Origin of the sequence: Protofrankia sp. Cas8, assembly GCF_963555845.1 — a bacterium.
Classification (GTDB): domain Bacteria; phylum Actinomycetota; class Actinomycetes; order Frankiales; family Frankiaceae; genus Protofrankia.
Genome location: NZ_CAUVXI010000012.1, coordinates 39,430 through 52,006 on the forward strand (window position 1 = coordinate 39,430; position 12,577 = coordinate 52,006).

At 67.7% G+C, this 12,577-nt stretch carries 10 protein-coding genes; 7 read left to right on the top strand and 3 right to left on the bottom strand.

From position 1 onward, the window contains the following. Nucleotides 1–64: 64 nt before the first annotated feature. Entirely contained in the window at nucleotides 65–2,683 is a 2,619-nt protein-coding gene (gene lnt, locus U9977_RS04020; RefSeq protein WP_322747795.1) for an apolipoprotein N-acyltransferase, read from the top strand. 147 nt (nucleotides 2,684–2,830) lie between these two features. Here lnt and U9977_RS04025 read toward each other — a convergent pair whose 3' ends face one another. Beyond that, on the bottom strand, nucleotides 2,831–3,181 hold the full coding sequence (locus tag U9977_RS04025) for an RNA polymerase-binding protein RbpA (RefSeq protein WP_239310521.1): 351 nt from the start codon (nucleotides 3,179–3,181) through the stop codon (nucleotides 2,831–2,833). A gap of 163 nt (nucleotides 3,182–3,344) precedes the next feature. Here U9977_RS04025 and U9977_RS04030 point away from each other — a divergent pair, with 163 nt between their 5' ends. From U9977_RS04030 to U9977_RS04050, 5 genes are all read left to right on the top strand, one after another. Then, the gene (locus U9977_RS04030) at nucleotides 3,345–3,788 is read left to right on the top strand and encodes a DUF4267 domain-containing protein (protein WP_322747805.1); all 444 of its coding nucleotides are present in this window, start codon (nucleotides 3,345–3,347) and stop codon (nucleotides 3,786–3,788) included. Nucleotides 3,789–3,810: 22 nt separating this feature from the next. Further along, the gene (gene msrB, locus U9977_RS04035) at nucleotides 3,811–4,212 is read left to right on the top strand and encodes a peptide-methionine (R)-S-oxide reductase MsrB (protein WP_322747796.1); all 402 of its coding nucleotides are present in this window, start codon (nucleotides 3,811–3,813) and stop codon (nucleotides 4,210–4,212) included. A 516-nt stretch (nucleotides 4,213–4,728) separates the two neighbouring features. Continuing rightward, nucleotides 4,729–6,228 carry a class I adenylate-forming enzyme family protein gene (locus U9977_RS04040; RefSeq protein ID WP_322747797.1) on the top strand — a complete coding sequence of 500 codons (1,500 nt, stop codon included), beginning with the start codon at nucleotides 4,729–4,731 and terminating at the stop codon, nucleotides 6,226–6,228. A 255-nt stretch (nucleotides 6,229–6,483) separates the two neighbouring features. Then, nucleotides 6,484–7,107, top strand: coding sequence for a cyclodeaminase/cyclohydrolase family protein (locus U9977_RS04045; RefSeq protein ID WP_322747798.1), 624 nt, complete (start codon nucleotides 6,484–6,486; stop codon nucleotides 7,105–7,107). Further along, nucleotides 7,104–7,931 (top strand): bifunctional 5,10-methylenetetrahydrofolate dehydrogenase/5,10-methenyltetrahydrofolate cyclohydrolase, encoded by an 828-nt coding sequence (locus U9977_RS04050; protein WP_322747799.1) that lies wholly within the window; start codon nucleotides 7,104–7,106, stop codon nucleotides 7,929–7,931. The genes U9977_RS04045 and U9977_RS04050 overlap by 4 nt, the downstream gene beginning before the upstream one ends. 80 nt (nucleotides 7,932–8,011) lie before the next feature. Here the strand turns inward: U9977_RS04050 and U9977_RS04055 are convergent, their stop codons facing one another. Further along, nucleotides 8,012–9,388, bottom strand: a complete 1,377-nt coding sequence (locus U9977_RS04055; protein ID WP_322747806.1) for a GGDEF domain-containing protein — start codon at nucleotides 9,386–9,388, stop codon at nucleotides 8,012–8,014. A 481-nt stretch (nucleotides 9,389–9,869) separates the two neighbouring features. Next, the gene (gene bioA / locus U9977_RS04060; RefSeq protein WP_322747800.1) at nucleotides 9,870–11,189 is read right to left on the bottom strand and encodes an adenosylmethionine--8-amino-7-oxononanoate transaminase; all 1,320 of its coding nucleotides are present in this window, start codon (nucleotides 11,187–11,189) and stop codon (nucleotides 9,870–9,872) included. Between the two features lie 303 nt (nucleotides 11,190–11,492). Here bioA and U9977_RS04065 point away from each other — a divergent pair, with 303 nt between their 5' ends. Further along, entirely contained in the window at nucleotides 11,493–11,777 is a 285-nt protein-coding gene (locus tag U9977_RS04065; protein WP_322747801.1) for a GlsB/YeaQ/YmgE family stress response membrane protein, read from the top strand. Nucleotides 11,778–12,577: the final 800 nt, after the last annotated feature.

Here is a 12,577-nt window from a genome sequence, read left to right on the forward strand (position 1 = left end):
ATCGCGGGTGGGCAATCCGCCGACCCGGTCGATCCCCGGCGCAGCGGTGACCGACACTGGGACTGTGACAGCCCAGGACATGCCGACCGCGGGTCGCACCGGCGAAGGCTCACCGCTGATGCGTACGGCCAGCGCCCGGGCCCGCCGCCTGACCCGGCCGGCGCTCGCCGTCGCGGCCGGAATCGCGCTGTACCTCGCATTCCCCCCGGTGGGGCTCTGGCCGCTGGCGCCGGTCGCGGTAGCCGCCATCACCCTGCTGGTACGCGGCATGCCGCTGGCGCGCTCGGCCGGTCTGGGCATGCTGTTCGGCCTCGCTTTCATGCTGTCGATGCTGCGGTTTGTCATCTTCGTCGGGGTTGACGGCTGGGTCGTGCTCTCGGTCGGCGAAGCCGCCCTGCTCGCGTTGGTGGCGCCCGCGACGACGCTGGTCACTCGCGTGCGTGGCTGGCCGTTGTGGGTCGCCGCGGTGTGGGTCGGCCAGGAAGCGCTGCGTGGACGCGCACCGTTCGGCGGGTTCCCGTGGGGAAAGCTGGCCTTCAGCCAGGGGGATACACCACTGACACCCCTGGCGGCGCTCGGCGGCTCCCCGCTGGTGACCGCCGCCGTTGCCGGCTGCGGGGCGCTGCTGGCCGCCGCCGTTCTCGCCCTGGGCCCGCTCGGCACATCCATGGTGGCTGCCAGGCGCGTCCAGGCGGGACGGCGGGCCACCACCGCGCCCCTTGGCCTGCTGCTCCGGGGACTGCGGCCTGCGGGCGCGCGATCTGACGATCGTCGCGCGCCCCTTGGCCTGCTGGGCGCCGCCGTAGCCGTGGCGCTGCTCGGGCTCGCCGTACCGCTGCCCAGCGCCGCACAGGTCGGCACGGCACAGGTCGCGGCCGTCCAGGGCAACGTCCCGCGGTCCGGTGGCCTGGACGCACTCGGACGCATGTTCCAGGTCACCGCCAACCACGTGGCAGCGACCGAACGCCTCGGGGCGGATGTCACGGCCGGGCGCACCCCGCGTCCGAACCTCGTCCTGTGGCCGGAGAACGCCTCCGACGTCGACCCGTTCGCGGACGCCCGCGCCGCCGCCATGCTCGACCGTGCGGCCCGGGCAGTGGGCGCTCCCATCCTCGTCGGCGCGGTCCTCGACGGGCCGGGGAGGGGAAAGGTGCGCAACGCGGGTCTGGGGTGGGACGCCGACGGCTGGACCGGCCAGATATACGTCAAACAGCATCCGGTGCCGTTCGCGGAGTATCTGCCGGGCCGGACCGTCCTGGAAAAGCTCGTCAAACGGTTCGCCACCGAAATGCCCAACGACTTCGTGCACGGCAACGGCGTCGGAACGGTCACCATCGGCGGAGTCACGATCGGCGACGTCATCTGCTTCGAAGTGGCCTATGACGGTCTTGTCCGCGATGCCGTCAACACGGGTGCGCGACTACTGGTGGTACAGACCAACAACGCCTCGTTCGGGCGCAAAGGCGAAAGCGAGCAACAGCTGGCGATGACACGACTACGAGCGGTGGAACACGGGCGAGCCGCCGTCCAAGTGTCCACCAGCGGTCAGAGCGCGATCATCGCACCTGACGGCCGGATCGTCGCAGAGTCCGGCCTGTACGAGACCGCCGTCCTGACCGCCTCGCTCCCGCTGCGCACGAGCCGAACGCTCGCCGACCGCGTCGGCGTCGCCCCGGAGATGCTGCTGGTGATTTTTGGACTACTCGCTGTAGCGTTCGGCCTGCGGGCAGGGCAGCCTTCCCGTGGGCAGGGGGGCCCAGACGGCGACACCGACACTGCTGATGATGCCGACGCCGCTGGCGACACCGCTGGCGACACCGACACCGCTGGCGACACCGAAAGGAGACGCGTGGACGACGAGCGCGTTCTCGTGTGTGTTCCGACCTACAACGAGCGGGAGAGCCTTCACAACACGGTCATGCGGCTCCGCGCGGCCAACCCGGAGGTGGACCTTCTGATCATCGACGACGCGAGTCCCGACGGCACCGGGGAGATCGCCGATGGGATCGCAGCGGCCGATCCGCGCGTTCACGTGCTCCACCGCGACGCCAAGAACGGCCTCGGCGCAGCCTATGTGGCCGGTTTCGACTGGGGCCTGCGCCACGGCTACGACGTCCTGGTCGAAATGGACGCTGACGGCTCCCATCAGCCCGAGGAACTCCCGCGGCTGCTCGCCGCCCTGCGAGACGCCGATCTGGTGATCGGTTCCCGGTGGGTCACCGGGGGAGAGGTACGCAACTGGCCGCGTTCACGCCTGCTGCTCTCACGCGGAGCCAACGTCTACGTGCGGGCCGTCCTCGGCATGCCGCTGGCGGACGCGACCGCCGGCTTCCGGGCGTACCGGGCACCGGTTCTGCAAAGCCGCGATCTTGGACAGGTGGCATCACAGGGGTACTGTTTCCAGGTAGACCTCACCTGGCAGGCCTGGCGATCGGGGTTCCGGATTCTGGAGGTTCCGATCACTTTTGTCGAACGCGAACACGGACGATCGAAGATGAACCGCGCGATCGTGACGGAAGCCCTGTGGCGGGTAACCTGGTGGGCTCTGACGACCCGTCACGGCCGGCCGGCCGCGCCCGGCGAGCGCCACCGCTTGGCCAGTGCGGATACCGGCTACGTTCCCGCTGCGCGCGCAGACGGCGCGGACCACTCCGACCGCTCAACGACGGGCGTGTCTCCGTGAGCCGTGTCCTGGTAGGCCGTGTCCTCGTAAGCCGTGTCCTCGTGAACAGGCCCCCTGCGAACAGGGCGAACATGGGTGTGGCCGGCCGGAGGACCCGGTCGGCCACATCATCTGTCGACTGCTGCTGCCGCCGCCGCGAAGGTCGCGTCAGGCGGAGCGGCGGTCCTGACCGGTGCCCCGCAGAACGGCAAGTCGCTCGGCCAAGACCTCTTCGAGGTCGTCGGTGGTACGCCGCTCCATGAGCATGTCCCAATGGGTGCGCGGGGGCTTGCTCTTCTTCGGCTCCGGGACCTCGCCGTTGACGATGACCGACCCGGCACCACAGACACGGCACTCCCAGACCGCCGGGACCTCGGCCTCGGCGGCGAAGGGCATGGTGAACTGGTGGCCGTTCGGGCAGTCGTAGGACGCGGTCTGGCGTGGCGCGAGTTCAGTGCTGCGATCCGTCTCGTAGGACACCGCACCTAGCCGGCTGCCTCGCAGGATGCGCTCGCCCATAAAAAACCCTCCCGAGCGTCGGTACCAGTGAGGAACTCAGAATCACCAACGCACAGACCCTGTTCGACGTTCCCACGACGACAAGGCGGGTAACGAGATCGTGCTCACACTACGTAGAAGAACGATCGCCGTGACGCCGATTCCCGCCACGCACAGTCCGCGTGTGGCGCTGCTTGGCGTCACACGGTGCGCGATCGGTGTCGGCTTGCTGACACGTCCGGCCGGATTCGCGCGAATCGCTGGGATAGACCGGGTAACCGCCGAACGGACGGCATGGATAACACGAGTGGCGGCCGTCCGTGATCTGGCCCTCGGCGCCGGGTTGCTCACGGCGTCCACCCGAGGAGAACCCGAACAGATTCGGACCTGGTTGTGGGCGGGAATGCTCGTCGACGCGGCCGACGCGGCCCTGTTGGTCGTCGCAGGGGCACGCCATCAGGTCGCTCCGCTGTCGGCGGCGGTCGCGGTGGCGGCAGCCGCGTGTGGTCTGGCGGGCGCAGGTCCGGTTGCCGTGGCAGCGTCCCGGAACAAAGCCGAAACATCAGACGTCACACATCGGGAGCCGCTACGCGCCGAAGGCCTCGGTGCGCCGGTCGGCGAAGCCTGACACCGATGACAGGGAGGGCACCGTGACAGCGGAGCAGGTCGTGAAGACCGACGAGGAGTGGCGCCGGGAGCTTTCGCCGGAGCGGTACGCCGTGCTGCGTGACGCGGCGACCGAACCACCCTTCACCGGCGCATACACCTACAGCAAGGAAACGGGAATCTACCGTTGCGGCGCCTGCGGCAACGCCTTGTTCGACTCGTCCACGAAGTACGAGTCCGGTTCGGGTTGGCCGAGTTTCTTCCAGCCGGCCGTGGCCGAGGCGGTGGAGCTGGTGGAGGACAGGTCACACGGCATGATCCGGACCGAGGTACGGTGCCGACGGTGTGGATCACATCTCGGACATGTGTTCGACGACGGTCCGGAACCGACCCGTCAGCGGTACTGCATGAACTCCCTCGCGCTTGATCTCGACGTGGCGACCTGAGACCGCAACGCTGACGGGTCGTGGCGGGGCCGAGCACGCGCCGCCGCGACCCGGGTGCCTGCTCGGCCCTCCCCCGCCGGGTGTCCAAAGCGCCGATAATCGACATTATGTCAAGTAGAATGCACGCGAGCCCCCCGCGGTTCCGCAGAGTCGGCCAACGGCTGATCCGGTGAAAAAACCTCCGGACACCGCGGGGAAATCGGGCCGATGGTCCTGCGCCGGACAAGCGCCGTCCAAACGGGTTGAAACGCCTTAAGCTCATGTTAGGGCGCTGTCGGATGTGTGAGATAAATCGCCCCGCGCGGGCGGGAGTTCACCCGTGTGACTCGCGACACCCGACACGCTGGTTTATCAGGCGCACCATAATTGATATAGCGATCTGGGACGCCCGATCCGGACAGGTCCTACGAGCGGCACGCTAATCGCGGACCGCGGGAACGAGGAGTCCTCGATACCGGGGCGAGCTCATTTACTGAACACTGAACGTTGACAACGGCGGTGAACGTGACAACGGCGGTGAACGTGACATCGGTGATCAACTGGTTGGACGCACGCGCTCGCGAACAACCGCGCCAGACATACCTCAGGGAGGCACACGGCAACCGTTCTATTACATACAGCGAGATGTTGGCTCTGGTCCGTGGTTGGTGGGCCGATCTGGACGCGTGTGGCCCACCGGCCGGACGCCGGATCGCGATCGGCGTGTCCGACCCGCTCGACTTCGCGGTCGTCTTCCTGGCGACAATTGCCAGCGGGCGGCACGCTGTACCGCTGGATCCGGACTCGCCGCCCGCGGAACTGGAGCGTGCCCTTCGACGTGCGCGACCCGACCTGGTGGTGACCGATCGGTCACTACCGATTCCGGCCGGGGTGCGGCAGCTCAACCCGCGCCTGGCGGGTAACCGGCTCGAGGACGTCGACCGACCGGCCGCCACCAATTTTGATCAATGTCAGGGGATGCGGGGCGGAGTCCTGCTGGCGGGTTCGGGAACAGCCGGACCCGCCACTCAGGTCTTTCTCGACATCGATCAGCTCTCGCACGTCGCCGCGACCGTCGCCCGCCACCACCAACTGGGCCACACCGACATCGGCTACAACCCCCTGCCGCTGGTACACGTCAACACACAGGTGGTGGGGCTGCTTGCCACCTTGTGCAGCGGCGCGACCCTCGTTCTCGACCGCCGGTTCCGCCGCCGCGGCTTCTGGGGGATGATCAACAGGCAGCGGGTGACCTGGATCAACGCCGTTCCGGCGATCCTGGCGCTACTGGCCAGAGATCCACAGGTGGCCCGAGCCCATGACTGCCGCGTCCGGTTCGTGCGGTCCGCCGCGGCTCCCCTGCCCGTCGAGGTGTTACGGGCATTCGAGGCCGCAACCGGTATTCCCGTACTGGAAACATATGGCATGACCGAGGCCGGAAGCCTGATCACGGCCAATCCGCCGCATGGGACCCGCAAGCCGGGTTCGGTGGGCGTGCCGGTCGACAGCGAGGTCCGCGTCGTCGATGACAACGGCACGGTGTGCCCGCCCGACATGGTCGGCACGGTGCAGGTCCGCGGGCCAGGGGTGATTCGCGCCTATGCGGGTCCGACCGGCCGCGACAGATTCACCCACGACGGTTGGCTCGACACCGGCGACATCGGTTTTCTCGACTCGGACGGCTATCTCTTCCTGTCCGGCCGCACCGACGACGTGATCAACCGTGGTGGTGAGAAGGTGTATCCTCGCGAGGTCGAGGCGATCCTGCTCGCCGACCCACGGGTGCGCCACGCCGCGGTCGTGAGCCGGCCGGACGCCGTTCTCGGCGAGGTGCCCGTCGCGCTCGTCGTACCGGTGGACATCCCGGACGCCACGTTGCGCTATGACCTGGCGGAACGCTGCGAGGAAGGCCTCGCCAAATTCAAACGGCCGACCAGCATCGAGATCGTCTCGGACCTTCCGGCCAGACCTGCCGACCTGAGCCGGCGGGAGCGTCGGGCCGGGCCGACCACGGGACACTCCCATGCGGCCGCCTGACGATCCGCGCCTCCCATCCACCCTCCCATCCACATCCCGGTCGCATCGACATCCCGATTGACCCGACACTGAATACCGATCATCGCTGTTTCGTCGCCACCGGCGTCCCGTCGGCTTGCTACGGTGCAGTCCGGTCGGCCGTACAGACCGGCCGTCGTCCATCCCGACCCGGACGGCGTCCGCGTGGGTATGGGCAACCTCGTGGGTATGGGCAACCTTGGGAATCATCGACAGGTAAAAGGCAAAGAGGGTGCTATGGACGACGAGACACTCGCGGGATTCCTCGCCGACCTGGCTTCACCCGCGCCGGCGCCGGGTGGCGGAGCAGCCGCTGCTCTACAGGCCGCTCTGGGCGCGGCGCTGGTGAGCATGGTCTGCAATCTGACGATCGGAAAGCCCCGTTACGCCGCGCACGAGGCGACGATGCTCGCGGCTCGGACCGACGCAGACAAGGCCCGGGTCGAGGCGCTGGCGCTCGCCGACGCCGACGCCCGGGCGTTCGCGGCCGTCAGCGACGCCTACAAACTGCCGAAAGACACCGACGGCGAACGTGCCGAACGCAGTCGGGCGATCCAGGCCGCGCTGGTCGGAGCGGCCGAGGTACCGCTGCGGACGGCGGCGGTGGCGGCGGACGTGGTGGGGCTGTGCGCGGCGATTGTCGACGGCGCAAACGTCAACGTCCTCAGCGACGTGGGGGTGGCTGCCGCGTGTGCACGCGCCGCGTTGGCCAGCGCCGCGATCAATGTGCGGGTGAACACCGCGGCGATGACGGACGCGGTGAACCGGGACCGTGCCGCCGCCGTCCTCGCAGACCATCTGACGTCTGTGTCTGCAGCGGACGCAATCGTGCATATCGTCGGGGAGCGGATCGGATCATGAGATTGCTCGATGGGCGGTCCATGGCCGCCGAAGTCGGCCGGGGCGTGGTCGAGAACACCGAACGGCTGCGCCAGAAAGGGGTCGTGCCGACGTTGGCGGTGGTATTGCCGACAACCGACGCGGCCGCCCGGTCCTACGTGAAGGTCATCGAGCGCGGCGCCGCCAAGGTGGGTGTGCGCTGCATGATCCACGAGCTCTCCGGTGACCGCGCGGAGCTCCTGGCTACGGTCGACCGGCTCGCTGCCGACGACGAGGTGCACGGTCTGATCGTGCAGACTCCCCTACCGTCCGGGCTGTCCGCCAGTGAGATCGGAACCCACATCCCACCGCACAAGGACGTGGACGGGATGAACCCGCTGAGCCTGGGCCGCCTGGCCCTCGGCCTGCCGGGCTTCGCCCCGGCCACCGCCGCCGCGGTCCTGGAGATCCTGCACCGGGGCGACATCAAGCTGGAGGGCACCCGGGTGGTGGTAATCGGACGCAGCCCGGTGGTCGGCAAGCCCGCGGCCCTGCTGCTGCTGGCCGAGGACGCAACCGTGACGGTCTGCCACTCCCACACAACCGACCTGGTCTCGATCACACATGAGGCGGACGTCGTGGTCGCCGCGGTAGGCAGACCCAAAATGATCGGCAAGGGGTTCATCCGGCCTGGCGCCACTGTGATCGACGTTGGCACGAACGTCACCGAATCGGGCCTGGTCGGCGATGTGGATGCCGATGCGGTGGCATCGGTGGCGGGAGCGCTCACCCCCGTCCCGGGTGGCGTGGGACCGGTGACGACGATGTTGCTGCTGGCGAACACCACGAGCGCGGCCACCCGGTAGTTCGACACCGCCTCACCGGCCACCCGCCTCACTGGCCACCCGCCACCGACCCCGTGGCGCCCGTACCGCCTGTAGCGCGTTCAGGCGGTACGGGCGGCCGGTACCTGCGCCGCGAGACGAACGCGGTTCCGTCCGTCGGCCTTGGCCCGGTAGAGCGCCGCGTCGGCGGTCTCCAGCAGGACGGGTAGGTCCACCTCCGTGCCGCTGGCCGTGGCCACACCGACCGAGACGGTCACCGACACGATGACCGCGCCCGCGGACCGGCCATCGACGCGGCAGCGCATTCCAGCCACCTGGCGTCGGATCCGTTCCGCGGCATGGGCGGCGTTGTCCAGGTCGACCTCGCAGAGCAGGACGACAAACTCCTCACCGCCGAAGCGGCCGACCAGATCACGAGGGCGCGTGGCCGCCCGCAGGGCGTCGGCGACCGACGCGAGAACGACGTCGCCGGTCAGATGGCCGAACTGATCATTGACCTTCTTGAAATGGTCGATGTCCACAATGAGTACGGACATCGGCCGGCCCGCCCGCCGGACCCGGGCAGCCTCACGTTCGGCTACCTCACGCCAGTACGCCGGGCTGGCCAGCCTGGTCTTGGCGTCGGTACGCGCGGCCGCGAGCAGTTCCGCGTGCAGCAGACCGCGCTGGAGCAGGAGTGCCGGCGGGGTGGCCGCGAGCATGAGCAGCGGATGCGCGGTCCACAGCACCGCGATGACAATCGCGGAACACATCTCGGTGGCGGCGACCGTGAGCATCTCGCGGCCACCGCCCCCGAACGGGCGACCTACCGGAATCGAACGCACCATACTGGAACCTACCGTATTAGAACCTACCGTATTAGAACGTACGGTATTGGAACGTACGGTATTGGAATGTGCCGGAACGGGATGCCTGCGCCGCAGCGTGCCGTGCAGAAGAACTCTGTTGATCACCGTGTAGGTGACGACAGCAAGAAACAACGCGCCGATGCGCCCGGCGGAACCGACCAGCGTTTCAATTCGGTATGGTCCCTGCGTTGGAGCAAGTGCGAGGTGCACGATGGATGCACAGAAACCGGACACGCCTAGAGCCGCCGCGTTGAAAAGCTGTTTGTACCGTGGCTGCGGGCCGATCCCGGCCCGGAAGAGGCAGTAGAGCGGAAGGTGCAGGACGGCCGCGTACACCGGTGGGAGGAGAAGCACGACGGGCAGCGTCCAGGTCGACAGCAGATCCCGGTACGGCTCCTCTTCCCGGTGACCCGGCGCACCGAGATGTCGCGACGTCTCGATGGCCAGCCGGCCGAGGAGGATGAAGGCCCCGAACGCGAGCAGATCCGCGAATCGGAGGGGAAACTCGACGAGGCCCACCAGCGCGACCGCCAAACACAGAAGATCAACACTGATGACGTAACGGACCAGCAGCGGGGGAAGAGATCGGATCTCGAAGTCCGCCGTATGGCCGGCCAGCCATTCCCGCACACCTCGCAACGCCCGACTCCCGGCCCATCCGGAATGGGACGGCAGGCGGCCGTCGCGCCGATCGACGGATTCCGTTCCTACTGTTCCGACCGTTCCTACTGTTCCAACGACTTCGATCGTTCCAACGACTTCGATCGTTTCAACGGTTTCAACCGTTTTAGCCGAATCAACCGTTCCAAGAGGGTCAGCTGTTCCGGCAGAGTGCGTCATTCTCACGTGCGGAGGTAACGCAATGCGTGACATCATCTGGGGTTGACCTTCCTCGATCGCTCCGTCCCGGTTCGACCCGTCCCGGTCTATTACTCACAGTGCGCCCTTGGAAACAAAGAGTACGAAGGATCGACCCGCAACCGCAACCACTTTCGATGATGTCCCGACATGCAGGCCGTCGGGCGATGTGTAGGGGCGAACCGATCCGCACCACGCCCCCATCCCCCCGACAACCTGTTCGCGCAGGTCAGCGCGTGGACGAGCGAGTCGATCAACCGGTTGTGCGAGCGACCGCCTCGACCATCGCCGCGGTCAGAGCGGCCACGTCGGGACACGTCATGACGTACGGCGGCATCGCGTAGACGAGCCGGCCGAAGGGGCGGACCCAGACCCCCAGCTCCACCAGCAACGGCTGGATCACCCGCAGATCCACGGGTTCGCGGGTCTCGATCACCCCGATCGCGCCGAGCGTCCGGACGTCGGCGACACCGGCAAGCTCGCGAGCGGGCGCCAGCCCCTGTTCCAACCAAACTTGAAGATCACGAACACGCTGTCGCCACGGGCTCGCCGACAGCAGGTCGATACTGGCGTTCGCGACAGCCGCGGCCAACGGGTTACCCATGAACGTCGGCCCGTGCATGAACGCGCCCGCCTCGGACGCGCACACCCCACGTGCCACCTCATCCGTGCACACGGTCGCGGCCATCGACAGGTAGCCGCCGGTCATGGCCTTTCCCACACACATGATGTCTGGGCTGATCCCGGCGTGGTCGCAGCCGAACAGCTCCCCCGACCGACCGAAACCGGTGGCGATCTCGTCCGCAATCAGCAGGACGCCGTGGGCGTCGCACAGCTCACGCAGGCGAGTGAGCCAGCCGGGCGCGTAGAAGCGCATCGCCCCGGCTCCCTGAACGACCGGCTCGACGATCACAGCGGCGATCTCGTGCTGGTGCTGGTCGAGCAACCGGGCGATGTCGGCGACATCGTGCTCGGCGCAGGGTTCGTCGAAACGCGGTCGCGGTGCCGGCGCGAACAGGTGACGCGGGAGCAGGCCGGTGAACAGGTGATGCATGCCGGTGTCGGGGTCGCATACGGCCATGGCGCCGGATGTATCACCGTGGTACCCACGGCGGACGGTGAGCAGTCTCGTCCGCCCGGGCCGTCCGGTCCCCCGCGCGTACTGCAACGCCATCTTGATCGCCACCTCGACGGCGACCGACCCGGAGTCGCTGAAGAACACCTTTGCCAGCGGTGCCGGGGTGATCGCAACCAGAGTCTGCGCGAGCGTCACCGCGGGGGCGTGGGTGAGTCCCCCGAACATCACATGCGCCATGTCGTCGAGCTGGGCACGGATGGCCTGGTCGAGGACAGGGTGGGCGTATCCGTGAATCGCGGCCCACCACGACGACATCCCGTCGATCAGCTCCCGGCCGTCGGCCAGCCGCAGCCGCACCCCGGCCGCCGAGGCCACCGGGAACACCGGCAGCGGGTCGGTCACCGACGCGTACGGATGCCACACATGCGCCCGATCGCCGGCGAGCAACTCCCCCACGTCGCTGTACCGGCCTGATCCCCACCCGCTGTTCCCCATACCGCATGTCTACCGCGCAACACGACCGGCCCCGGTAGCCTGCACGAACCTGTCACACTGGAGGCACCGACGGCGGACAGGGGCGGTAGAGGACAGAGGCGGTAGAGCAGCCGGTCCGACGCTCCGATGTCGGTTCCGCTCCCCTACCCCATCATGATCGATATCGGTGCACTCCTCGCACTCTGACTCACCGCCTACTCACTGCCTGTCTGATCGCTGCCAGGAGCGGCGGCGTTTGTGGGGGTCGGTACCCGGAAAGACCATCACCGACAGCGGTATCGGTCTCGCCCGGGGAAGGTCACCGTGTTTCAACTGATCTGGATCGTGCTCACCGGTCTCGTCATCGGCCTGCTGGCCCGCCTCGTCGTCCGGGGCCAGCAAAAGATCCCTTTGTGGCTCACGATAATCATCGGGATCATCGGCGCGCTGATCGGCAACATCATCGCTGGGGCGATCGGCGTCGCCCACACCGGTGGCGTCGACTGGATACGTCACATCCTGCAGGTCGGTGTCGCCGCCGGGCTCGTCGTCCTCATAACACCCGTGTGGACGAACCGACAGTCCCAACACAGCGACAGTCGTCATTGACAAGAATTCGTGACTTAGAGCGACCGACAATAGGGGGCGCGGCGTCGCGGGGCCGAAGCACGCACCTCGCGATCTACGCGCACTCCAGCCCCGCTCCTTGATCCGCATTCCTTGATCCCCACTCCATGCGGTGCGACGAGTGGAAGGACGACGTCAGGAGACGCCGGTTTTCGGGTGGAAAACGTATGTCAACCATCCACTCGTGCAGGGCCGGCTACCTGCCCGGTTTGCACCAGTGACCGGTGGCTACCAACCGAGGACGGCGGCGATCCGCTCACGGTGGTGGGCGACGCCGGCGAGCTGGATCGGAAGGCCGAGGTGACACTGGGCCGTAAGAGCGGTAGGTGCGTACCGCGTAGGCAGGACGCTTCTCCCCTGCGCTGGCCTGCGGCCTTGCCGTCTATCGGATCAGCCGGACGTGGACGGGGAGATCGAGGTCGGCCCATGCACGGTGGTCGGCGGTGAGGACTTCGGCCGGGGTGCTGCGCACCGCCAAGGCCAGACAGCAACGATCGCCGAGGGACAAGGCCCGTCCGCCATCAAGTACACGCATCGCTCCAGCGAGCATGGCGTCTTCCTCGGATAGCGGCCAGTCCGCGTAGCTCCGCCACCGCGTCCTGCTAACGCTCCAGGACGAGCCGCTGACCAGCCATCAACAAGTGCCACAGCCCATGCTGTCAGCGCCCGATACCCCGTGGCGACCGTTGCGCTCTCGGCTGGACGTCGAGGCAGTCCACAAATTTGTACGGCTTCATCCCGCTGCGGTATGCACCGAGCCGATTACTGCATTGTTACCCGAC

Coding starts and splice junctions, on each gene's coding strand:
- U9977_RS04025 (WP_239310521.1), bottom strand. CDS start 3,181: ATGGGCGAGCGCATCCTGCGAGGCAGCCGGCTAGGTGCGGTGTCCTAC.
- U9977_RS04045 (WP_322747798.1), top strand. CDS start 6,484: ATGGACGACGAGACACTCGCGGGATTCCTCGCCGACCTGGCTTCACCC.
- U9977_RS04050 (WP_322747799.1), top strand. CDS start 7,104: ATGAGATTGCTCGATGGGCGGTCCATGGCCGCCGAAGTCGGCCGGGGC.
- bioA (WP_322747800.1), bottom strand. CDS start 11,189: ATGGGGAACAGCGGGTGGGGATCAGGCCGGTACAGCGACGTGGGGGAG.